Genomic DNA, 21,691 nt, shown 5'->3' with positions numbered 1-21,691 from the left:
CGGCCGAGCGGCGATCCGCTCGGCCCGCTCGGCCCAGTACTCGCGGGCCCGGCGCACCAGTCGCGCGTCCCGCTCGGCCCCGGCCTCCGCGCGCAGCGCGCGGGCCCGCTCGCTCATGAGCGACTGCATGATCTCGTGGTGGTACACGGCCCCTCCCGAATGGTCCGGGCCGATCGGCACGGCCCGACATCCAAGAGACTCTCGCTAAGGCCCCCGTCCCCACATGGGCACGACGCCTTATATCGCCCGGTCAGTGGTCTTAGGCCTGCTTAGGGCGGACGGTCCGGTGCCGGTGGCATGATCGCGGCATGGGCGAACCGCTGGCGGGGCTGGACGGCATCGACTGGGCGGGCCTCGACCACGCCTACGGGTCAGCGGAGGACGTGCCCGACCTGCTCCGCGCCCTTTCCTCCTCCGACGAGGACGAGCGGGAGGCGGCGCTCGGCGAGCTCTTCACCACCGTCTTCCATCAGGGGAGCCGGTACGGCGCGTCCGCCGCAGCGGTCCCGTTCCTGCTCGGGCTGGCGTCCCATCCCGGCACTCCCGAACGCACCTGGCCGCTCTATCTGGCGGCCGCGCTTGCCATCGGGTACGACGAGGCGCATCTGCCGTCCGGCGTCGACATCGCGACCTGGCGCGAGGAGGCCGCGCGGCTGCGGGAGACCGGCGACCGGGACCACTTCGACTTCGCGTGGACGCTGCGCTCCGTCGAGGCGGAACTCGCCGCCTACGACGCCGTCCGCGCCGGTCTGCCCACCGTGCGGGCCCTGCTCGGTGATGACGACGCCGGAGTGCGGGCCGCCGCCGCGTACACGGCGGGCTGGTTCCCCGAGGAGGCGGCGGCCACCCTCCCCGCGCTGGAGGCGCTGCTCGACGCCGAGCAGGACCCGGTCGTCATCGCGCATGCGCTCGTCGCCGCCGGGCTCCTGGAGGGCCGGGCGCTGCTCCCCCGGTTCCGCGAGCACCTGGCCGCCGCCGAGCCACTGCCGCGCTGGGCCGCCGCGATCGCGCTCGCCCGGCTGGGGGCGGCCGACGCATCCGTCATCGCCGAGCTGGCGGCCTCCAGCGCGTCCCCGCCCGAGGGCGAGGCGGCCTTTCTGGAGGGCGACCTGCGCCTCTACTCGGCCCTGACAATGGCCGCGCTGGACGGGGCGCCGCCCGAAGCCGTCGGCGCCGTCCTCGACGGTCTGTCCCGCACGTCCGGCGAGGCGTCGTTCCCGATGGCCGAGGCGGCGCTCCGGCTGACGTTCCGCACACCGGCCCTCCCGCTCCCCCGGTTCGCCGCCCTCGCCTCCGCGCAGCAGCGGACCGTCCACACGATCGCCGAACTGCCGCCCGAGAGCTGGCGATGGGGAAATCTGCTGGAGATCCTCCGCGCTTGGGGCCTGCCCACCGACCACGACGAGTGCCGCCGGTACGCCGGTCTCGCCTGAACCAGGCCTGACGTCGCACTAAGGTGATGCACCGTGCGTCTCGTTATCGCCCGCTGCAGCGTCGACTACGCCGGCAAGCTCACCGCCCACCTGCCGATGGCCCTCCGCCTGATCCTGATCAAGGCGGACGGGAGCGTGAGCGTGCACGCCGACGACCGCGCCTACAAGCCCCTCAACTGGATGAACCCGCCCTGCTCGCTGCGCGAGGAGGTCTACGAGGAGAACGGCGCCATCGCACGCTGGACGGTCACGCACGGCAAGTCCGGCGAGCGGCTGATCCTCACCATCGAGGAGCTCGTGCACGACACCAGTCACGAGCTCGGCATCGACCCCGGCCTCCAGAAGGACGGCGTGGAAGCGCACCTTCAGGAACTGCTCGCCGAGCACATCACCACCCTCGGCGACGGCTACACCCTGATCCGCCGCGAGTTCCCCACCGCCATCGGGCCGGTCGACATCCTCTGCCGCGACGCCACGAGCGCCACCGTCGCCATCGAGATCAAACGCCGAGGCGAGATCGACGGCGTCGAGCAGCTCACCCGCTACCTGGAGCTGCTGAACCGCGACCCGCACCTGGCCCCCGTCCGCGGCGTCTTCGCGGCCCAGGAGATCAAGCCCCAGGCCCGCGTTCTCGCCACCGACCGCGGCATCACCTGCGTCACCCTCGACTACGACGCCCTGCGCGGCATCGAACACGAGGGCACCCTCTTCTGACGCCCCTCCCGGGTCGCGGTCACGCGGCCCGGGGCGTCCGGTGACGGTGCAGGTCACGCAACGGGGAGCCTGGCCGCGAACTCGGGCTTGAAGAGGTCCTTCACCTTCCCGTACGGGACGGCGAAGTCGTAGCAGCTCGTGCGGCCCAGATCGAATGCCGAGGTGGCCGGGCCGTCGTCCAACCCGGCGTAGATGAGATCGAACCGCTTCTCACCGAAGAACGGCTGCGCCCACGGGGGCGACTCGGGTCGCCGGGAACTCAGGCTGAACGATTCGCGGGAGAAGGGGTTGAAGAAACCGCCTGAGCCGGAGTGACCGCGCATCAACTGCTGCTTGTCGTCTCCCTCCGGAAGCGCGTCCCACAGCCGGTCCATCCCGGCCGCGCCGAACGAGGCGGGCTTGAAGACGTCGTCGGCCGTCAGCGCGCGGCCGGTGCGCAGGTCGACGGTGACGACGAACCCCGGAAAGTGTCCCGGCCCTTCGCCGCACCTGCGCTGGAACTTCGGAACGTAGCGCACCGACACGAGGTCCGGGCCGGTCAGCCCCTTGACGACGGTCGTGCTCAGCAGGTTCGGCCGGCCGCCGCAGGCGGCGCGCGCGGCGGCCGTCCTGCCCCACTCCTTGTAGAACGTGACGGCCTGGTCGAGAGGGACGCGCAGCGCCCTGTTGGCCGCGGTCTGGACCGACGCGTTCTTCATCCCCTTGACCTGGGCATACTGGCCGCCCTTGACCTCCAGAACCCCGTCGGCGTACGTCCGGTTCAGGGCGGCGAGAGTGACCGCGGGCGCCTCCGCCGCCTCCGGGCGCGTCGTCTCGTAGGTGACCACACCGACGGTGCCCGCCGCGGTCGCCCCCGCGACGACCAGCGCGGCCTTGACCACGCTCGCCTTGGCGAGGAAGCCCGCCGCGGTGTTCCCGGCGCCCGCGGCGACGGTCCCGGCCGTTCCGGCGCCGCCCGCGCCCGCGGTCCCGGCGGCGGCGCCCGCGGCGGCGGTGCCCGCCGGCGCCGAGATCCCCGCGGCGGCGAGCGGGAACAGCATGGACAGCCCCGCCGCCGCCGCGGCCAGCGTGCGGACGCCGCGGCCCTCCCAGTCGTCCCCGTAGGCCGCGCGGGCGATGCTCTCGAGCTCGGCGACGAACTCCATGGCCCCGGCGTGCCGCTCCGCCGGGTTCTTCGCCAGCCCCCGGGCGACCAGCGGGCGCAGCGGGACGGGGAAGTCCTCCAACGGAACGGGTGCGGTGAGGTGCTGCCCGCGCAGCCCCACGACGCTGTCCGCGCCGAACGGACGCCGGCCCATGACGCACTCGTAGAAGACGCAGGTCGCCGCGTACACGTCGGCGGACGGGCCGGCCTCGCCCGCCTGCCACTGCTCCGGCGCCATGTACGACGGAGTGCCCGACCGCGACGCCGAACCTGCGGCCGACGCGATGCCGAAGTCGATGAGCTTGCTGCGCCCGTCCTCGGGCACCACCACGTTGGCGGGCTTGTAGTCCCGGTGGACGACGCCCACCGCGTGCGCCGCCGCCAGGCCGAGCAGCGACCCCTTCAGGACGGTCAGCGCCGCCTGCGGATCCAGCCGCCCGTGCTCGGCCAGGACCACCTTGAGCGAGACGCCGTCGACCGCCTCCATCACGAGGGCGGCGCCGTGCTCGCCCTCCACCAGCTGGTAGAGCCGGGCCACGTGCGGGCTCTCCACCCGGGCCAGCATCTCGGCCTCGCGCCGCAACGCCTCCAACGGGGCCGCGTCCGGCCCGACGACGACGTACTTCACCGCGACCGGGAACCCGGTCTGCTCGTGCCGCGCCAGAACGACGCGTCCCTGCGCCCCCGCCCCGAGTTCGCGCACCTCGCGAAAACCGGAGATCTTCCACTCGCCCACGTGCTCTCCTCGCCGCCCCGGCCGTGTTGATCATGTGACGCGACCGCCCACGAGGATGTTCGGACGCGATCGTCTCCGCGCGGGCATCACATTTCGGGCCGCTGCTCCGTCATAGGGGAGAAGGCCGAGGTTCCGCACTGATCGAAGGGGTGGGTGTCCATGACCGCGCAGCACGAGGTCGACGAGGCCGGGATCCGCGGGCAGGTCGGCAAGATCGTCGAGGGGATCCGCGCCAAGGACCTGAAGGCCCTGGAGCGGCTCTACGCGGAGGACGTCGTGTCCTTCGACGTCGAACCGCCGCTCCAGCACGTCGGGATCGCCGCGAAGCTGAAGAACTGGACGAACGTGTTCACGTTCTTCGAGGAGGTGGACTACGAGGTCCGCGACCTGGCACTCACCGTGGGCGGGGACGTGGCCTTCGGGCACTGCTTCGGCCGGCTCAGCGGCACGCTGAAGAACGGAACGGCGACGAGCGGCATGTGGGTCCGGGCCACCTTCTGCTTCCGGAAGGCCGGCGACGACTGGCTGATCGCGCACGACCAGGTCTCCGTCCCCCTCGACATGGCGACCGGCAAGGGAGTGGTGGACCTCCAGCCCTGACGGCACCCTGACGGCAACGCCCGACGCGTGCGGCAGGCCGGGCCTCCGACCTGGGCTCAAAGATCAGGGGCTCGGCCTGCGCCGCTGTCGGCACTTCGACAGTGCGGTCCAACGCATTATTCAAACGACCTGGAAACGAAACACCGAACCGGCTTCACAGCCCGAAACCTGCGGCAATTAACGCCCGCAAGCGGCCCCTGTTCCTGCCCACGCTCCCGGCCTGACGACCGGGCACGCATGACAGGTGAACACCGACCGGCCCCAGCCACCCGCTGGGGCCAGTCCTTCCGACATGGTCCTTCACGGATGCTGGACAGCGGGCGGCGTTGCCGGGACGATTCATGGCCGTGAACCAGGGCCTGCACATACGACCAGCCGAACCGGATGACTACGACCGCATCGTCGGCGTGGTGGACGACTGGTGGGGACGGCCGATCACGTCGATCCTGCCGCGCCTGTTCCTGGACCACTTCCACAGCACGAGCCTGGTCGCCGAGGACGGCGCCGGCCTGGCGGGGTTCCTCATCGGGCTCTTGTCGCCCTCGATGCCCGACGCCGCCTACATTCACTTCGTCGGCGTCGCACCCCGTCTTCGCGGCAACGGCCTCGCCCGTCGCCTCTACCACCAGTTCTTCGACCTGGCCGCGGCCGAGCACCGCACCCGAGTGAAGGCGATCACCTCTCCGCAGAACCAGGGTTCCATCGCCTTCCACACCGCGATGGGTTTCACGGTCACCGGCCCCGTCGCCGACTACGACGGCCCCACAGTCGACCGCATGGTCTTCCAGCTCGAACTCTCCACTGGGACGGGATGATGCGCCGGACGCCTCCCGCGGACCCGCCCAGTCCGGCACACGACGGCTTCACCTGCGCTCTGTGCGGGCAGGGCATTCTCGGCTCGTCCCGCCGCCCACCAGCTCGCTCGTCAGGCGCGGCGCCGCCGATGCGCAAGGGCTATCGCTTCAGTTCGGCCAGCAGTGCCCGGAAGTCACGCCGACCAAGCGTGAGGTGCCCCGCCTCAGGTGCCTTGCTGTCACGGACACCGACCCCGTCGGACAGAGCGGCGACCTCAACACACTGACCGTTGGTGCCCTCGGCGGACCGGCTCGACTTGCGCCAAGTGACTACCTGCACTGCTCCACCAGCTTCCGGAACGTCTCACGCGAGAGGGTGAGGTGACCGGCGTCCGGGGCCTTGCTGTCGCGGACGCCGATGCCACCGGGCAAACGAGCCAGCTCAACGCATGCGTCCCCCTGAGCTTCGCTTCGCCGAGCCTTGCGCCACTTGATCAACTCCATCGAGCGACCGCCTTCCGTATGAACTCATTGGACTCGCTCACATTCAACGCGTGAGCTTGGATGAACGAGAACATGCTGACTACGGGCAGGATGTCGCCCGGATCGCTAGTGGTCACTCCGCCCCGGGCGTTGGTCATGTAGAGCAGTTCCTCTCCTGTGGCTTGAGTCGCCAGGTTGAATGATCCACCCAATCCCCAGTGTCTCCCGGTGGGAGCAATTTGCAAGGCTACGTTGTCCATCTGAGCGACTTCCGCAAGGTACTCACACTGCTCCTTCATGATGGCCGGGCCGCCGACCTCGGTATAGAGAACCGGTTCACAGAGCACGATGCTGATCTTGGGGGGATGTTGCCGCTTCAAGATCCCCTGACGTTTGAGACGGGCCTCGACGGCCTGTTCCGTCCCGAGCAGCGCCCACATGTACGCCTCAGTCTGGAACAGCCCATAGACCGTCATGATCTCGAAGGCGCGCAAGAGCGCAGCCGTGGACTCAGCCTTGGGGTAGTCAACGAAGAACCGGGGGTAGGCAGCCGACCGCAGGAGGTCTTCCCATGCTTCCGCGAGAGTTGGCGAGCAGTCCATGGCCTTGTCCAAGCGGCTCGCGAATTCTTGGCGGCACCTGGTTGTGCCGAGTTCTACCTGAGCTATGTAGGAACGAGTGACGGCCGTGAGGTTGGCCAGCTCGATTCGCGAAAGGTCACGCTCTCTCCGCAAACGGGAGACCTCCCCGCCAAAGGCGACGGTTTGGGGAGTCGGCTTCCTTGTTGCCATGGGGACCTCCTGATTACACCAGGTGACACCGCTGTTTTTGTGTCTGGCCACTTCACCGCTAACGCTACTCCTCGGAGTGAATTCTGTGCGCAGAGTCACAGACATTCGAGGGGTGATCGTTCATGGAGGACCCGGCGGCGATCGTGATCAAGGCTGAGCTGGGGTCGGTGCGGGAGGCGCGGGAGTTCGTCGCGCTGGCATTCGGGGGGTGGGGCCTGGAGGACTATGTGGCCCGGACCGTGGTCAGCGAGCTCGCCACCAATGCCATCAGGCACGGGTCGCGGGAAGGCGATCACGTCGTCGTGCGGGCTTACCGGTGGGAGGGCGGGGGTGTCGTGGTCGAGGCCTGGGATCGGTCGGACGTGCTGCCTGTCGTTCGTCCCTTTGACTTCGCGGCCGAGTCGGGGCGGGGGCTTCAGCTCGTGGAGGCGCTGGTGCGGCGGTGGGGTGCCCGTCCGCTCAACGAGGGCGGGAAGGTCGTGTGGGCCGAGGTCGAGGCCGTCGAGGTATGAGTGACGCGCTTCTGCTGCTGTTTCTCCAGCGGCTCTTTCCGAGGTGGTCGATCCGGCTGGAGCGCGGTGGTGTCTGGCGGGCCGAGGGGACGTCCATATCTCGGCGTCGTCTCGGGAGGGGCTGGTCGGGGTGCTCGTCGCTGTTGATCCCGACGGGGTGGCGGAGGCTGTTCGGGTGCTTGGGGAAGTCGGTCGGTGAGGTGGGCGTAGGTCTCGCCCGGTGTCTCACGGGGCGGGCATCATTGCGGGCATGACGTTTCAAGCCAGCGGCAGCTTCGACATCGAGGCGTGGGACGCCGACAAGCCCTACGACGAGCAGGGCGGCAACCGGATGACCCGGGTCCACGTGGGCAAGACCTTCCACGGCGACCTCGTGGGGACGAGCTCCACCGAGCTGATCACGGTGGAGACGCCGGCGGGGCCGGTCGCCTATGTCGGGATCGAGCACGTCCAGGGGATCCTGCACGGCCGGGAGGGGACGTTCGTCCTCCAGCACAGCGCGGGCAGCGAGGACGGCACGGCCGACACCCAGTGGCTGCGGTGGCTGATCGTCCCCACCTCGGGGACGGGGGAGCTCGCCGGGATCCGCGGCGTCGGCCAGATCTCCGTCACCGAGGACGGCGGGCACACCTGGGCGCTGGAGTACACGCTGGACTGAGCGCCGACCGGCGGCCGGTAATGTTCGGGTCATGCCCCCGGTCACCGGCGACGCCACGCGCGAGCGCATCATCGACGCGGCCGAAGTGTGCTTCGGCCGTTTCGGCGTGGCCAAGACCACGGTCGAGGACATCGCCGCCGCCGCGAAGCTGTCGCGGGCGACCGTGTACCGCAGCGTCACCGGCGGGCGGGACGAGCTGATCCTCGCCGTGGTGGTGCGCGACCTGCGGCGGTTCCTCGACCGGCTCGCCGAGCGGCTGCGCCGGGAGCGGTCGGTCTCCGAGGCGATCGTCGAGGGGACGCTGGACGCGCTGAACTACGTCCGCGAGGAGCCGGCGATCGCGCACTTCCTCGTCCCGGAGGCGGCGGGGCACATGCAGGCGGCGGTGGCGGGGGCGGCCGAGCACGTGCTCGCGCTGTGCTGCGAGTACGTGCGGCCCCATTTCGAGCAGGCGCAGCGCCAGCGGACGCTGCGCGCCGACATCGAGGTGGAGGGCACGGTCGAGTTCCTCTTCCGCATCATCACCTCGCTGATCGTGATGGACCGGGACCGGGACGCCGACGGGCTGCGCCGCTTCCTGCGCACCTACGTCGTGCCGGTCATCGCGGCGCCGGCATGACGACCTGGGACGGGACGCCGCGGAGACGGCGCGGCGAGAGGGGCCGGGAACGATGAATGGCACTGCGCGCGAGAGCCGGGGAGGCGCGGCGGTCCGGCCGAGCCCGGTGTTCCTCGCGGTCGTGGGGGCGACGATCCTGTGCGGCCTGATCGCCTGGCGCTACGGGACGATCCTGGACAGGCCCGGCCGGATCGCGGTGTTCGGGTTCGTGATCGCGGCGTGGGTGCTGTCGCTGTCCCTGCACGAGTTCGGGCACGCGTACATGGCGTTCCGCTCGGGCGACCGCAGCGTCGCCGACAAGGGCTACCTCACGCTGAACCCGCTGAAGTACTCCGACGTGACGCTGAGCTTCCTCATCCCCGTCGTGTTCATCGTGCTCGGCGGCATCGGCCTGCCGGGCGGCGCCGTGTGGATCGACCGGCACGTGATCCAGGGCCGGCTGCGGCACAGCCTGATCTCGGCGGCGGGCCCGCTGTCGAACGCGCTGTTCGCCATCATGCTCGCGGTGATCTTCAAGAACTTCGCCGACGCCGACCACGCGCTGTTCTGGTCGGGGCTGGCGTTCCTGGCGTTCCTTCAGGTCACCGCCACGATCCTGAACCTGCTCCCGATCCCGGGGCTGGACGGCTTCGGGATCGTCGAGCCGTACCTGCCGCGCCGCCTGGCCGACCAGGCGAACGCCTACGGCGGCTACGCGTTCCTCGTCCTGATCGCGCTGCTGTGGCTGGGCCCGATCAACCAGGGCTTCTTCAACGTCATCTACTACCTCACCGACGCGATCGGCCTCGGCGAGTTCCCGTTCCGCGTCAACGGCTCGGTCGACCACTTCCCGATCGAGCTCGGGCACTATCTGTTCCAGTGGTGGAAGAGCTAGCCCGTCAGCCGGCGGACGATGCGGCGGAGCTGCTCGGTGTAGTGCTCCTGGAACTCGGGTGACTCGGGGTCCATCCCGAAGACGTGGCGGACGGCGAGCGGCTTGGTGACCGGCGCCGACACCAGCGCCATCACGGCGAACATGATCGCGGCCGGGTCCAGGTCGGCGGGCAGTTCCCCGGCGGCCTGGCGGCGTTCGATGTCGGACAGGTCCTCGCGGGGGCCGGGCGGGATGTCGTCCAGGTCCTCGGTGAGGGCGCGCCAGGCGTTCAGCCGCGTGCCGCGGGGATCGTCCAGGACGTGCCGCAGGTACCGGACGACGATCTCGTCGAACGGGGCGGCGGGGTCGTTGAACTCGGCCTCGCGCTCCAGCCAGCGGTGGTGGAGCGCGCAGTACAGGCCGTCCTTGCCGCCGAAGTAGTAGTTGATCAGCTGCTTGTTGACGCCGGCGCGGTCGGCGATGTCCTGGACGCGGGCGCCCGCGTAGCCCTTGGCGGAGAACTCCTCCAGCGCGGCGTCCAGCAGCAGGCGCCGCGAGCGTTCGGCGTCGAGCGCGCGCTCCTCGGGGGCGGGGGCGCGGCGCGCCCGCCTCGTCGCCGGCCGCTTCGTCGGTTCCGTCACGTTCCCCATGGTAGCCGGGCTGCTGAGAAGTTCAACCATCCGACTGTTTGACAACTTCATCCATCTGGTTGAAGCTGGCCGCATGATTCTCGTAACCGGAGCGACCGGCAACGTCGGACGCCATCTCGTCGGCGAACTGCTCACCGCGGGCGCCGCCGTCCGCGCCCTGTCCCGGGACCCCGCCACCGCCGACCTGCCCAGCGAGGCGCAGGTCGCCCGCACCGACGAGATGCCGCTGGACGGCGTCACGTCGCTCTTCCTCAACCCGGCCGTGTTCTGGAACGGCCTCGGCGACGTGCTGGCCCGCGCGGTCGACCACGGCGTCCGGCGCGCGGTGATGCTCTCGTCGGCCGCCGCGCTGGACGACGACCCGTCCAACCAGCTGGCGGTGCACCACCTCGCGATCGAGCGGGCGATCGAGGAGACCGGGATGGAGTGGACGTTCCTGCGTCCTGGCGAGTTCGCCTCCAACGCGCTGGCGTGGCGGGAGGCGATCGCCGCGGGCGAGCCCGTCCGCGAGCCGTACGCGGCGGCGCGCAGCACGCCGATCCACGAGCGCGACATCGCGGCCGTCGCGGCGAAGGCCCTGCTCACCGACGCCCTGGTCGGCGCCAGGCCGGTGCTGAGCGGTCCCGAGCTGCTCTCGCATCCGGAGATGGTCGGGCTGATCGGGGAGGCCGCCGGCCGCCCGGCGCGGTTCGAGGAGATCTCCCCCGAGCTGGCGCGGGAGGAGATGCTCGGCCGCCCCTACATGCGCGAGGGCCTGGTGGACGTCCTGCTCCGCCTGCGCGCCCGCGCCGTCGACCGTCCGATGGAGCCGTCCGGCGAGGTCGAGCGGATCACCGGCCGTCCCGGCCGGACGTTCAAGGAGTGGGCCGCCGACCACGCCCACGACTTCCGCTGACCGCGTCCCGCGGGGCCGCGAGCCTCAGTGCTCGCGGCCCCGCCCGCGCTCGGCGCCGCGCTCGCCGAGCGACTCGATCTCGCGCGAAGCCCACTCGAACCAGTCGCGGCGCATCGCGGCGAACCGCTTGCCGTACTCGATGACCAGCCGCCCGTAGACGGACAGGTCGTCCTCACCCCAGTCGACGTCCTTCTCCAGGGCGGTCAGCTCGTCGAGGTACTCCCCGAGCCCCGCCGCGTGCCCGCGCATGTAGCGCTGGGCCTCCTCCGGCTCGACCATGCCGAGGAAGAAGACGCGCAGCAGCGACTCGTCCTTGCGGCTCCCCTTCGAGGGGACGTCCACCAGCCAGTGGCGCAGCTCCGCGCGCCCGGAATCGGTGATCCGGTACGCCCGGCGGCCGCGGGGCCCCTCCTCGGCGACCTCGATCAGCCCGGCGTCGGCGAGCTTGCCCAGCTCGCCGTAGAGCTGGCTCTGCCGGGCCGGCCAGACGTTCCCCAGCGAGATCTCGAACATCTTCAGCAGGTCGTAGCCGCTGGCGCCGTCCATCTCGGCGATGAGCCCGAGCACCGCATGTCGCAAACTCATGCCCCGCACCCTAACCCTTCACAGTTGACATGTCGAAACTGGAATGTCTATCTTCGACATGTCAAAGTTGGAATGTGAAGCCAGGAGCCCCCGGCCATGTCGAAGTACTACGCCCGTACCTTCCTCCCCTGGATCCTGCTCGCGGTCGTCAGCGGCTTCGACGACCGCGCCGGGGCCGCCGCCGGGCTCGTCGCCGCGCTGGCCCTGCTCGGCCAGGACCTGCGCCGGGGCCGCCGCGCCGACTCGCTGATCCTGGAGATCTCGACCTCGGCGTTCATGGCCGCGCTCACCGCGCTCGCGTTCGCCGTCCCCGGCTCGCCGGCGCTGGACTACGGCGCCTCCCTGGCGATCGGGTGGCTGGCGCTCACCGCCTGGGCGACGCTGCTGCTCGGACGCCCCTTCACCGCGGGCGTCGCGCGCCGCCAGGTCACCGCCGAGATCGCCGCGACGGACGTGTTCCGGAGCGTCAACCGCGTGCTCACCTCCGTGTGGGCGGCGAGCTTCACCGTGCTGGCGGCCGCCCTCGGCTGCGTCCAGCACTGGACACCGGACGCGACGGCGCTGCTGGTCGCCGTGAAGGTCGCCGGTTTCACGGTCCCCGCCGTCTTCACCGCGCGGTACCCCGGGTTCGCGCGCAGGCGCCACCTCGACCGGCTCGGGCTACCGTGGGCGGAGGCGCCCGCCACGTCGCAGCCCGAGCCGTCCTCCCGCTGACCCCTCGCCGAGGAGCGGCCCGGAAAGGAGCACCGAGATGGGCGAGAACATCACCGAGCGCCCCGCCACCTGGCTGGACGGTCACCTGGCCCCCGTCCCCGACGAGACCGACGCCCGCGGCCTGGAGGTCACCGGCGCGCTGCCCCCCGAACTGACCGGCCGCTACCTGCGCAACGGGCCGAACCCCAAGCCCGGCGAGCCGAGCGGGCACTGGTTCACCGGCCACGGGATGATCCACGGCATCCGGCTGCGGGACGGCCGGGCCGAGTGGTACCGCAACCGGTGGGTGCGGACCGACGCCTACCTGAACGGGACGCCGTTCGTCCGCGACGACCTCACCTTCGACCGCCGCTCGGTGCAGGCCAACACCCACGTCGTCCCGTACGCGGGCCGGATCTGGGCGCTGGTGGAGGCCGGGTTCCCCTACGAGGTGACGCCCGAACTGGAGACCGTCGGCGCCTGCGACTTCGGCGGGCGGCTCACCACCGCCATGACCGCGCACCCGAAGGAGGACCCGGTCACCGGCGACCTGCTGTTCTTCGGGTACGGGGCGTTCGCGCCCCACCTCACCTACCACCGGCTGACGCCGGACGGGACGCTCGCCGAGAGCCGCGAGGTCGAGGTGGCGGGCCCGACGATGATGCACGACTTCGCGATCACCGAGAACCACGTCGTCTGGCTCGACCTGCCGGTGGTGTTCGACGTCGACCTGGCGATGTCCGGGTCGACCGGCATGCCGTACGTCTGGGACGACGCCTACGGCGCCCGGCTCGGCGTGATGCGCCGGGACGGCACGGCCGAGGTCACCTGGTACGACATCGACCCCTGCTACGTCTTCCACGTCGGCAACGCCCACGAGGACGCCGCCGGACGGATCGTGGTGGACGGGGCGCGCTACCGGCCCGAGAACTTCGCCGCCCTCTGGGAGGACATCGGCGGGACCGTCGACCCCGCCACCGGCGCGGCGCGCTCGCAGAAGGCGCACCTGCACCGCTGGGTCCTCGACCCCGCGACCCGCCGCGCCAGCGAGGAGCCGCTCGACGACCGCGGCGTCGAGTTCCCCACGCACGACGACGCCCGCACCGGCAGGGAGCACCGCTACCTCTACACGGTGGGCGGCGAGTCGATCGTGAAGTACGACCTGCGCGGGCAGGGGACGTCCGCGCACGAGCTCGGCGACGAAGCGCACGTCGGCGAGGCGGTCTTCGTCCCGGCGGCGGGCGCCCGCGCGGAGGACGAGGGCTGGCTGCTGTCGATCGTCACCCGCGGCCAGGCGTCCGAGCTGCTGGTGCTGGACGCGGCGGATCTGGCGCCCGTCGCGAGCGTCCGGCTGCCGCGCCGCGTCCCGGCCGGATTCCACGGAAGCTGGATCCCCGACGCCCGACCCGGCACATAGGGTGGTTTACTAGCCGGTACTGCTGTGCAAGCAGTCACTTACCAGGCCCTCCCGGGAGGTTCCCCATGTCCGTGGCCACGGAGAACGCCGAGACCTTCGCGTCGCTGAACCCGGCCACCGGCGAGGTCGTCGCCGAGCACCCCGTCCAGGACGGCGCCGCCGTGGCCGCGGCGGTCGAGCGGGCCCGCGAGGCGGCCGGCTGGTGGCGCGCCCTCGGCTGGAAGGAGCGCCGGCTCCGGCTGCTGAACGTCAAGGGCTCGCTCACCCGCAACCTGAACCGGATGGCCGAGCTCATCCACCAGGAGACCGGCAAGCCCGTCCAGGACGCCCAGCTTGAGACGATCATGGCGATCACCCACCTGGACTGGGCGGCGCGCAACGCGCAGAAGGTCCTCGGGCCGCGCAACGTCTACCCCGGGCTCATGGCGATCAACCAGCGCTGCGTGCTGGAGTACCAGTCGCTCGGCGTCGTCGGGGTCATCGGGCCGTGGAACTACCCGATCTTCACCCCGATGGGCTCGATCGCCTACGCGCTCGCCGCCGGCAACGCCGTGGTGTTCAAGCCGTCCGAGTACACGCCGGGCGTCGGCGTGCTCCTCGCCGAGCTGTTCGCCGCGGTGATCCCCGAGCACCCCGTCCTGCAGACGGTCACCGGGCTCGGCGAGACGGGGGCGGCGCTCGCCTCGTCCCCGCACGTCGACAAGATCGCCTTCACCGGCTCGGCCCGCACCGCCAAGCGCGTCATGGCGGCCTGCGCCGAGAACCTGACCCCGATCGTCGCCGAGTGCGGCGGCAAGGACGCCTGCATCGTCGACACCGGCGCCGACCTCGACGCCGCCGCCGACGCCGCGCTGTGGGGCGCCATGTCGAACGCGGGCCAGACCTGCATCGGCGTCGAGCGGATCTACGTCGTGGACGAGGCCTACGACCGGTTCCTCGGCAAGCTGACCGAGAAGGCCCGCGACCTGCGTCCCGGCTTCGACCGCGAGGCCGCCTACGGCCCCATCACGATGCCGTCCCAGCTCGACGTCATCGAGCGCCACATCAAGGACGCGCTGGACAAGGGCGGCAAGGCGGTCGTCGGCGGCGCCGAGTCCGTCCGCAAGCCCTACGTCGAGCCGGTCGTGCTGACGAACGTCCCGGACGACTCGGCGGCCGTGTGCGAGGAGACGTTCGGCCCCACGATCACCGTCCACCGCGTGAAGGACATGGACGAGGCGGTCGAGAAGGCGAACAGGACCGGCTACGGCCTCGCCGGGACGATCTTCTCCGGCGACAAGTCCCGCGCGATGGACGCCGCCCGCCGGATGCGGTCGGGCATGACGTCCATCAACGCGTTCGCCGCCTTCGCCCAGGTCGCCGCCCTGCCGTTCGGCGGCGTCGGCGAGTCCGGCTTCGGCCGCATCCACGGCGCCGACGGCCTGCGCGAGTTCGCCCGCCCGAAGGCCATCACCCGCCAGCGGTTCGCGACCATGAACCTCACCACGTTCGCCCGCACCGAGAAGGAGATGGCGCGCGTCCTCGGCATGATCAACATGATCCACGGCCGCCGCTACAAGCGCTGACCCGGCACCGCCCCCGCCGGTCCCCTGCGGGGGCGCCGCCTAGACTCGGAGCATGAACGACCCCGCGCGGAGCCGCCTGGAGGTGGCCCTGGGCGCGCCGCCCCCGCCCCCGCCCGGTTTCCGGCCGTTCACCGACGCCGACGTCCCGGCCCTGGCCGCCCTGATGTGGGACGCCTACCGCGGCACTCCCGACGAGGCCGACGTGGGGAACGTCCAGGGCGCCGTCCGCGAGATCCACCTCACCATGGCCGGCGAGTACGGCACGTTCCTTCCCGAGGCGTCCTTCGTGGCCGACCATGAGGGCCGCCCGGTGGGAGGGGCTCTCGTCACCCTCTACAGAGCCGTCCCCTTGCTCGCGTTCCTCTTCACCGCCCCGGCCCACGCGGGCCGCGGCCTGGGTCAGGGGCTCGTCCAGGCCGTCATGCACGCCCTGGCCGGGCAGGGCCACGACACCCTCGCCCTGGCCGTGACCCGCCGCAACCGCCGCGCCCGCCGCCTCTACGACCGCCTGGGCTTCATCGAGACCGCCTGACCCAGAGGCGGCGCTCAGTCGGCCACGAGGCGCGAGCCCCAGCCGCCGGGGGCGTACTCGCGCTGGCGGCGGACGACGTAGCGGCCCGGCGCGCAGCCGGACGCGCCGTGCTCGGGGTGCAGCAGGTAGACGGTCGCGGACGCCTCGAAGACGCCGATCGCCAGGCCGCCGGGCTCCGACACCTGCGTCGTCCAGCGGCAGGTGCCGGGGTCGGCGACCAGCGTGTGCGGGTTGCCGCCCGCCACGCCCCGCAGCAGCTCGACGCCCTCGGGCGGCACGTCCGTCCACGTGGCGTTCTGCCAGGCCGACAGGCCCGAGGTCTCGGCCATGGGGACGACGATCAGATCGCCCTGCGCCTGGATCCCGTCGACGACGGGGATGCTCACCGACCGGTCGAGATGGTCGAGGACGGCGAGCCCGGTCTGCTGGGAGAGGGAGTCGAGAGTCACGCTTTCGAAGACCAAAGAGATCACCTTTCAGGTTCGGCGGACGAGTCGTGCGTACTGGCCGGCGGACAGCCCGTAGGTCCATCCGGCGGCGGCGAGCGGGTCGTCGAAGACGCCCGGGACGGCCAGCCCGTACCGGCGGCGGCTCCCGTCGCGCTCGACGGAGCCGTTGACGGCGAGCAGCACCCTGGCCTTCTCGCTCGGGTCGTCGGCCCCGAGGTCGTAGAGCCGCAGCTCCGAGCCGGGGTTGCCGGGATCCGGCGCGGCCGCGACGAGCCGCAGCCCGGCCCGGTCGATGTACTCGCCCCAGCCGATGTTCTCGACCGCGCACCGCCGGACCTCGATGTTGGCCTCCCGCGCGATCCGCTCGACGCTCGGATCCTCCGCCACCCAGGCCGGCACCCTCGTGCCGTGCCAGGCGTGCACGTCCCAGCCGTCGGCGTACCGGAGGGCGGGACCGTCCGAGCGGTGCAGGCGCACCTCGCCCTCGTCGCCCCAGACCTCCGTATGGATCTCGACGGGCCGCTCGGAGACGACGCAGACGTCCTCGCGCGGCCACCACCAGCCGCACGACCGGGCCGGCGTCGCCCACAGGTCGATCAGCCGGTTCTGTTCGGGCGTGAAGACCACACCGGAGGTCCGGCGGACCGCGTCATAGTTCGCGCTCCAGGAGGCGCACAGGGCCCCGTGCCAGGCGGTGCCCCTCTCGACCCTCTCGTGCGGGGACCGGAGCGCCATCCGGACCGTGTTCCTGGCCGAGCCGACGATCGGCATCCTCACCAGCTGCGACAGCATCGGGCCCAGCGACCGGGAGTTCCGCAGGACCTGAGCCTCCAGCTGCACGGACAACCCGCCGATCAGACGGCGGAAGCGTGCCGGAAGAGGCCATTCGGAAAGCCGGTCCGCGCTCTCGGGGGCCCGCGGCCGGACGCCGGGCGGGACGGTCTCCAGGGCCGCCAGCGGCGACGGGACCCAGTGGAAACGGGGTTGATCGAGACCGATCAGCCGGTACAGCTCGGATATGGCCGCCTCGGCGGCCGGACGGTCGGCGGGCGCGGTGGAGAGCAGATGCCCGAGCCACTCCGCGCGGACGGCGGCAGCTTCCCGCTGCGCGTCGCCGCTCACCGGACGAGGGCGGCAGCGCCCCTTTCATTGATCATGCGCAGGATGGTGGCACATCGCGCTCCGCCTGTCCATACCCGGGCAGCCCGGACGTGTCTGAGCGTCCTACGCGGTCCTGCCGGCGGGACGGCCGGGTCTAAGGCGTCCTAGGCATGCCTAGATAAGGCGTCGTCCCGATGCTCAGGGTGGGGCCTTAGGACGAACCTTGTACATGTCGGGCCGAGAGGGCCCGGCGGGAACAAGGAGAAGCTGATGTTCAGCCAGGAGTTCATGAAGGTCGTCATCGAGGACCGCGTACGAGTGCTGCGAGCGGAGGGGAAGAACAGCCGCCGCGCCCGTATCGTGAAGGCGCTCAAGCGGTGAGCCCCGCAGCCTGCGTCCCAGCGGCCACGCCCCCGTCGTCTCCGACGGGGGCGTTCCTCATTTCCGGGCGCCCGCGGGCGCGAGGGGGGCGCGGCCCCGGATCAGGTCGGCGGCGCGTTCGGCGATCGCGATGGTCGGGGCGTTGGTGTTTCCCCGCGGGACGGCCGGCATGACCGAGGCGTCGACCACGCGCAGGCCCTCGACGCCCCGGACGCGCAGTTCGGTGTCGCAGACGGAGTCGTCCGCGCCCATCGCGCAGGTGCTGGTGGGGTGGAAGAGCGTCGCGGCCTCGCGGCGGACGAAGTCGGCGATGGCCTCGTCGGAGTCGACCTGCTCGCCGGGGGCCCACTCGCCGCCGATCAGGGAGGCCAGCGGCCCGGTGGAGGCGATCTCGCGGGCCTGCCGGACGCCGGCGACCAGGATGTCCAGGTCGGCCTTGTCGGCGAGGTAGGCGGGATCGATCAGCGGCTTGGCATGGGGGCTGGCGGAGCGGAGGGTCAGCGCCCCGCGGCTCGCGATCGCCACCGCGGTGACCATGACCGACAGCAGGCGCTCGGAGGAGTCGGTGAGGCCCTGGTTGACGAACGGGGTCGGCAGGACGTGGTACTGCAGGTCGGGGGCGGGCAGGCCCTCCACCGTCCGGGCGAACCCCCCGGCCTCGGCGACGTTCGAGGCGTAGGGGCCGCGCGCCAGGGCCTGGTAGAGGGCGAAGGAGCGGGCGTTCGCCAGTTCCCAGAGGGGCTTGGTGCGGGGCGTGGCGAACATGACGTTCACGAACGGGTGGTCCTGGAGCCGCTGCCCCACCGGGGAGTCGACCAGGACGTCGATGCCGAGGGAGCGCAGGTGGTCGGCGGGGCCGACGCCCGAGAGCATGAGGAGCTGCGGGCTGTTCACCGCGCCGCCCGACAGGATCACCTCGGCCTCGGCGCGGGCCGACATCGTCTCGCCGCGCGCCTCGTAGCGGACGCCGACGGCGCGGCCGTCCTCGATCACCACGCGGGTGGCGAGGGCGTCGGTGACGACCGTCAGGTTCGGGCGGTGCTCGATCGGGTGCAGGTAGCCGGCGGCGGTCGACCAGCGGCGGCCGCGCTTGTGGGTGACCTGGTAGAAGCCGACGCCGTCCTGGTCGGCGCCGTTGAAGTCGTGGTTGGCGGCGAGGCCGTACGCCTTGGCCGACTGCACCCACGCGCGGGTCAGGGGGTGCCGGTAGCGCAGGTCCTCGACGCGCAGCGGGCCGCCGACGCCGTGGTAGGGCAGCTCGCCGCGCTGCTGGTCCTCGGCGCGGACGAAGTAGGGCAGCAGGTCCTCGTAGCCCCAGCCCTCGCAGCCGTAGGAGTCGCGCCAGGTGTCGTAGTCGTGCCGGGCCCCGCGGATGTAGATCATCGCGTTGGTGGACGAGCTGCCGCCGAGCGTGCGCCCGCGCGGCCAGTACACGCTGCGCCCGGCCGCGTGCTCCTGCGGGACGGTCGCGTAGTCCCAGTCGTACGGGCCCTTGATCAGCGCGGCCACCGCGGCCGGGATGTGGATCTCGGGGGCGTCGTCGGGCGGGCCCGCCTCCAGCAGCAGGACCTTCACGGAGGGGTCCTCGGTCAGTCGGGCGGCCAGGACGCAGCCCGCACTGCCCGCTCCCACGATGATGTAGTCGTACACGGCGGCCTCCGAGGTCTTTCCGAAACCCTACCGAACGGGCTTCTGCCAGCGGCAGGGCTAGGCTGCCCCCATGGCGAAGAACAGGGACAATCCCGTCGTGCTCTCCCGGATCTACACCCGCACGGGAGACGACGGCACCACCGCGCTGGGGGACGCGTCCCGCACGTCCAAGACCGATCCGCGCCTCGCCGCGTACGCCGACGTCGAGGAGGCCAACGCCGCGATCGGCACGGCGATCGCGCTCGGATCCCTGCCCGAGGGGCTGGTCGCGCTGCTGACCCGGGTCCAGAACGACCTGTTCGACGTGGGCGCCGACCTGTGCGCGCCCGTCGTCCCCGACCCGCAGTACCCGCCGCTGCGCATCGAGCCGTCCTACGTCGAGCGCCTGGAGGAGGCCTGCGACGAGTACAACGCCGACCTTCCGACGCTGCGCAGCTTCATCCTCCCCGGCGGGACGCCCGGCGCCGCGCTCCTGCACGTCGCGCGGACGGTGACGCGCCGGGCCGAGCGGTCCGCCTGGGCCGCGATCGAGGCCCACGGCGACGCCGGCGACACGTCCGAGGGCGGCGTGAACGCGCTGACGGCCAAGTACCTCAACCGGCTGTCGGACCTGCTGTTCATCCTCTGCCGCGTCGCCAACGCCGAGACCGGCGACGTCCTGTGGAAGCCCGGCGGCGAGCGCTGAGGCGTCACGGGGGTGGGGCTAACCCCACCCCCGGTTGACCGGCTCCCCTCCTGGCGGGCGCCGCCGCGCCTGGAGCAGGCTTGCCCTTGACGGGCCGTACGCCGACGACGGGGAGAGACCACGTGAGGACTCTGACAGCCGCGGCCGCCACGGCGCTGACCGCGGCGGCGCTGACGGGCTGCGGCAACGTCAGCGTCGGCCGGCACCAGCAGGACCACTCCTACTCCGCGCCCGCGGGCACCGCCGGGTTGAAGATCACGACGCACGGAGGGCGGGTCGAGGTCACCGCGTCCGACTCCCCCGGCATCAGGATCACCGAGCGGCTGCGCTGGTCCAACGACAAGAACAGGCCGAAGGCACGGCACGTCTCCGAGGGCTCCACGCTCGCCCTGTCGTCCTCGTGCGGCCGGAACGTGATGGGGTTCTCCGCGTGCGGGGTCTCCTACCGCGTCCAGGTCCCGCGCAGCACGTCCGTGCAGGTCGAGAGCGGGGACGGGGCGATCGAGGTGTCCGGCCTCGCCGGGACGGTGCGGCTGCGCAGCGCCACCGGCGCGATCAGGGCGACGGACCTGCGGGCCGCGACGGTGTCGATCAGCGCCGACGACGGGGCGGTGCGCGTGACGGGCCGCGTGGCCACCGCCGACCTGCGCAGCGGCAGCGGCGCCGTCACGGCCGGGAACCTCACCGCCGACCGGCTGAAGGCCCGCGCGTCCGACGGCCGGATGGAGGTGAGCGGGCGCGTCCGCGTCGCCGACCTCCGCACCGGCAGCGGCTCGATCACCCTGGACGGGCTCGCCGCCGACCGGATCACCGCCCGGAGCGACGACGGCGGGATCACGATGCGGCTGGACTCGCCGCCCGCCGACGTCCGGGCCGTCGCCGGGAGCGGCCCGATCCGGCTGCGCCTGCCGGGCGAGGAGGGCTACGCCATCTCGCTGTCCGCCCAGGGGGCCAGGCGGATCGACCCGGGCGTCCGCCAGGACTCGCGGTCCGCGCGGCGCCTCGACCTGCGCACGCGCGACGGCGACATCGCCGTGACGCCAAACTAGGGCATCACCGTCATACCGGACTAACGGTCACGCCGAACTTGACTCGGTCCACGGTCTCCGGACGGTCATCCATGGCGCTCGCAGCCAGTAGCCCGATGGAGACGCATCATGACCGACTCACCCGACGGCCTCGCCGAGGACCTCGCCGACCTGCGCGCGGTCGTCGAGATCCACGGTCACGGTCTCGCCAGGCACGCGGAGGTCATCAAGGGACTCCGCGATCGGCTCGCCTCGCCCACGTCGATCGACGCCGAGGACCCCGCCGGCCGGCCGGAGGACGAAGGCCCGGTCGTGCCGACCTTCCTCCTGTACCTGGACGGCCCAGAGCACACCCTCGAACTGGAGACCATGGCCACCTGGGTCAACGTCCTCCTGGTCCCCGTCTACGTCACCCAGGTGAGCCCGCTCCGGCCGTGGTGCTCGCGCTGGTGGGAACATCCCGAGGCACTCGCCCGCCTCCACGCCCTCTGGATGGCCTGGCAGGGGCTCACCGACTCGCCGGGATGCGGGCACACCGGCCCGAGCACCTGGCACCGCGACCATCTCGACCCCACGCTCGCACGCCTCCGCGCCCCCGACGGCCCCTTCGCGGAGTGCATGACCGATCCCGAGCGGCCCGTCCACAACGCGGGCCCCGCCACCCCGGTCGAAGACTTCGGGTTCCCTTCGGTGTGACGCCGGGCCGGCCGGGCCCGCCCGCCG

Annotated in this window: 25 protein-coding genes; 16 read left to right on the top strand and 9 right to left on the bottom strand. The window is 71.8% G+C overall.

Annotated elements, in window-relative coordinates:
* Nucleotides 1-308: 308 nt before the first annotated feature.
* Entirely contained in the window at nucleotides 309-1,433 is a 1,125-nt protein-coding gene (locus AB0C87_RS11820; RefSeq protein WP_345184114.1) for a HEAT repeat domain-containing protein, read from the top strand.
* Between the two features lie 33 nt (nucleotides 1,434-1,466).
* Nucleotides 1,467-2,147: an endonuclease NucS gene (gene nucS, locus AB0C87_RS11815; protein ID WP_345184112.1), complete on the top strand. Its 681-nt coding sequence runs from the start codon at nucleotides 1,467-1,469 to the stop codon at nucleotides 2,145-2,147.
* 53 nt (nucleotides 2,148-2,200) lie between these two features.
* Here nucS and AB0C87_RS11810 read toward each other — a convergent pair whose 3' ends face one another.
* On the bottom strand, nucleotides 2,201-4,027 hold the full coding sequence (locus tag AB0C87_RS11810; protein WP_360577314.1) for a serine/threonine-protein kinase: 1,827 nt from the start codon (nucleotides 4,025-4,027) through the stop codon (nucleotides 2,201-2,203).
* A gap of 159 nt (nucleotides 4,028-4,186) precedes the next feature.
* On the opposite strand from AB0C87_RS11810, the gene AB0C87_RS11805 reads away from it, so the two are divergent.
* Together AB0C87_RS11805 and AB0C87_RS11800 are read left to right on the top strand one after the other, a co-directional pair.
* Entirely contained in the window at nucleotides 4,187-4,627 is a 441-nt protein-coding gene (locus tag AB0C87_RS11805; RefSeq protein ID WP_360577312.1) for a nuclear transport factor 2 family protein, read from the top strand.
* A 341-nt stretch (nucleotides 4,628-4,968) separates the two neighbouring features.
* Complete coding sequence (locus AB0C87_RS11800; protein WP_360577310.1) at nucleotides 4,969-5,442, top strand: GNAT family N-acetyltransferase; 474 nt, start codon at nucleotides 4,969-4,971, stop codon at nucleotides 5,440-5,442.
* Nucleotides 5,443-5,581: 139 nt separating this feature from the next.
* Here AB0C87_RS11800 and AB0C87_RS11795 read toward each other — a convergent pair whose 3' ends face one another.
* From AB0C87_RS11795 to AB0C87_RS11785, 3 genes are read right to left on the bottom strand one after another with little or no spacing between them, the layout of a single operon-like run.
* A complete protein-coding gene (locus AB0C87_RS11795; protein ID WP_360577309.1) occupies nucleotides 5,582-5,761 on the bottom strand; it encodes a DUF397 domain-containing protein in 180 nt (59 codons plus the stop codon).
* The gene (locus AB0C87_RS11790) at nucleotides 5,752-5,925 is read right to left on the bottom strand and encodes a DUF397 domain-containing protein (protein ID WP_360577307.1); all 174 of its coding nucleotides are present in this window, start codon (nucleotides 5,923-5,925) and stop codon (nucleotides 5,752-5,754) included. Before AB0C87_RS11790 ends, AB0C87_RS11795 begins: the two co-directional genes overlap by 10 nt.
* Nucleotides 5,916-6,695, bottom strand: a complete 780-nt coding sequence (locus AB0C87_RS11785) for a helix-turn-helix transcriptional regulator (protein ID WP_258941734.1) — start codon at nucleotides 6,693-6,695, stop codon at nucleotides 5,916-5,918. The genes AB0C87_RS11790 and AB0C87_RS11785 overlap by 10 nt, the downstream gene beginning before the upstream one ends.
* A gap of 122 nt (nucleotides 6,696-6,817) precedes the next feature.
* On the opposite strand from AB0C87_RS11785, the gene AB0C87_RS11780 reads away from it, so the two are divergent.
* The 4 genes from AB0C87_RS11780 to AB0C87_RS11765 all read left to right on the top strand — a co-directional run bounded on the left by AB0C87_RS11780 (nucleotide 6,818) and on the right by AB0C87_RS11765 (nucleotide 9,358).
* The gene (locus AB0C87_RS11780) at nucleotides 6,818-7,207 is read left to right on the top strand and encodes an ATP-binding protein (protein ID WP_360577305.1); all 390 of its coding nucleotides are present in this window, start codon (nucleotides 6,818-6,820) and stop codon (nucleotides 7,205-7,207) included.
* Nucleotides 7,208-7,457: 250 nt separating this feature from the next.
* On the top strand, nucleotides 7,458-7,865 hold the full coding sequence (locus AB0C87_RS11775) for a DUF3224 domain-containing protein (RefSeq protein WP_258941732.1): 408 nt from the start codon (nucleotides 7,458-7,460) through the stop codon (nucleotides 7,863-7,865).
* 31 nt (nucleotides 7,866-7,896) lie between these two features.
* Nucleotides 7,897-8,484 (top strand): TetR/AcrR family transcriptional regulator, encoded by a 588-nt coding sequence (locus AB0C87_RS11770; RefSeq protein ID WP_345182558.1) that lies wholly within the window; start codon nucleotides 7,897-7,899, stop codon nucleotides 8,482-8,484.
* A 52-nt stretch (nucleotides 8,485-8,536) separates the two neighbouring features.
* On the top strand, nucleotides 8,537-9,358 hold the full coding sequence (locus AB0C87_RS11765; protein ID WP_345182561.1) for a site-2 protease family protein: 822 nt from the start codon (nucleotides 8,537-8,539) through the stop codon (nucleotides 9,356-9,358).
* On the opposite strand, the gene AB0C87_RS11760 is transcribed toward AB0C87_RS11765, so the two are convergent.
* Nucleotides 9,355-9,978, bottom strand: a complete 624-nt coding sequence (locus tag AB0C87_RS11760; RefSeq protein ID WP_345182563.1) for a TetR family transcriptional regulator — start codon at nucleotides 9,976-9,978, stop codon at nucleotides 9,355-9,357. The genes AB0C87_RS11765 and AB0C87_RS11760 overlap by 4 nt on opposite strands.
* Before the next feature lie 82 nt (nucleotides 9,979-10,060).
* On the opposite strand from AB0C87_RS11760, the gene AB0C87_RS11755 reads away from it, so the two are divergent.
* Nucleotides 10,061-10,882 carry an NAD(P)H-binding protein gene (locus AB0C87_RS11755; protein WP_360358626.1) on the top strand — a complete coding sequence of 274 codons (822 nt, stop codon included), beginning with the start codon at nucleotides 10,061-10,063 and terminating at the stop codon, nucleotides 10,880-10,882.
* A 24-nt stretch (nucleotides 10,883-10,906) separates the two neighbouring features.
* Here AB0C87_RS11755 and AB0C87_RS11750 read toward each other — a convergent pair whose 3' ends face one another.
* Complete coding sequence (locus AB0C87_RS11750) at nucleotides 10,907-11,467, bottom strand: PadR family transcriptional regulator (RefSeq protein WP_360577303.1); 561 nt, start codon at nucleotides 11,465-11,467, stop codon at nucleotides 10,907-10,909.
* A 96-nt stretch (nucleotides 11,468-11,563) separates the two neighbouring features.
* On the opposite strand from AB0C87_RS11750, the gene AB0C87_RS11745 reads away from it, so the two are divergent.
* From AB0C87_RS11745 to AB0C87_RS11730, 4 genes are all read left to right on the top strand, one after another.
* A complete protein-coding gene (locus AB0C87_RS11745) occupies nucleotides 11,564-12,181 on the top strand; it encodes a hypothetical protein (RefSeq protein ID WP_360577301.1) in 618 nt (205 codons plus the stop codon).
* 37 nt (nucleotides 12,182-12,218) lie between these two features.
* Nucleotides 12,219-13,577, top strand: a complete 1,359-nt coding sequence (locus AB0C87_RS11740; protein WP_360577299.1) for a carotenoid oxygenase family protein — start codon at nucleotides 12,219-12,221, stop codon at nucleotides 13,575-13,577.
* A 65-nt stretch (nucleotides 13,578-13,642) separates the two neighbouring features.
* Nucleotides 13,643-15,142 carry an aldehyde dehydrogenase family protein gene (locus tag AB0C87_RS11735; RefSeq protein WP_345182573.1) on the top strand — a complete coding sequence of 500 codons (1,500 nt, stop codon included), beginning with the start codon at nucleotides 13,643-13,645 and terminating at the stop codon, nucleotides 15,140-15,142.
* Nucleotides 15,143-15,194: 52 nt separating this feature from the next.
* The gene (locus tag AB0C87_RS11730) at nucleotides 15,195-15,674 is read left to right on the top strand and encodes a GNAT family N-acetyltransferase (protein ID WP_345182575.1); all 480 of its coding nucleotides are present in this window, start codon (nucleotides 15,195-15,197) and stop codon (nucleotides 15,672-15,674) included.
* A gap of 14 nt (nucleotides 15,675-15,688) precedes the next feature.
* Here the strand turns inward: AB0C87_RS11730 and AB0C87_RS11725 are convergent, their stop codons facing one another.
* From AB0C87_RS11725 to AB0C87_RS11715, 3 genes are all read right to left on the bottom strand, one after another.
* Nucleotides 15,689-16,138, bottom strand: a complete 450-nt coding sequence (locus AB0C87_RS11725; protein ID WP_360577297.1) for a hypothetical protein — start codon at nucleotides 16,136-16,138, stop codon at nucleotides 15,689-15,691.
* Between the two features lie 12 nt (nucleotides 16,139-16,150).
* A complete protein-coding gene (locus AB0C87_RS11720) occupies nucleotides 16,151-17,245 on the bottom strand; it encodes a DUF6745 domain-containing protein (protein WP_360577296.1) in 1,095 nt (364 codons plus the stop codon).
* A gap of 417 nt (nucleotides 17,246-17,662) precedes the next feature.
* Nucleotides 17,663-19,255, bottom strand: a complete 1,593-nt coding sequence (locus tag AB0C87_RS11715; RefSeq protein ID WP_345182581.1) for a GMC family oxidoreductase N-terminal domain-containing protein — start codon at nucleotides 19,253-19,255, stop codon at nucleotides 17,663-17,665.
* Between the two features lie 70 nt (nucleotides 19,256-19,325).
* Here AB0C87_RS11715 and AB0C87_RS11710 point away from each other — a divergent pair, with 70 nt between their 5' ends.
* The 3 genes from AB0C87_RS11710 to AB0C87_RS11700 all read left to right on the top strand — a co-directional run bounded on the left by AB0C87_RS11710 (nucleotide 19,326) and on the right by AB0C87_RS11700 (nucleotide 21,664).
* Nucleotides 19,326-19,940, top strand: a complete 615-nt coding sequence (locus AB0C87_RS11710) for a cob(I)yrinic acid a,c-diamide adenosyltransferase (RefSeq protein WP_360577294.1) — start codon at nucleotides 19,326-19,328, stop codon at nucleotides 19,938-19,940.
* A 122-nt stretch (nucleotides 19,941-20,062) separates the two neighbouring features.
* On the top strand, nucleotides 20,063-20,989 hold the full coding sequence (locus AB0C87_RS11705) for a DUF4097 family beta strand repeat-containing protein (protein WP_360577292.1): 927 nt from the start codon (nucleotides 20,063-20,065) through the stop codon (nucleotides 20,987-20,989).
* Between the two features lie 108 nt (nucleotides 20,990-21,097).
* Nucleotides 21,098-21,664: a DUF4913 domain-containing protein gene (locus tag AB0C87_RS11700; RefSeq protein WP_360577291.1), complete on the top strand. Its 567-nt coding sequence runs from the start codon at nucleotides 21,098-21,100 to the stop codon at nucleotides 21,662-21,664.
* Nucleotides 21,665-21,691 lie beyond the last annotated feature (27 nt).

The sequence above is a fragment of the Actinomadura sp. NPDC048021 genome (genome assembly GCF_040653135.1).
Taxonomy (GTDB): Bacteria; Actinomycetota; Actinomycetes; order Streptosporangiales; family Streptosporangiaceae; genus Spirillospora; species Spirillospora verrucosospora.
This window is presented reverse-complemented; position numbering and strand designations above follow the sequence as displayed.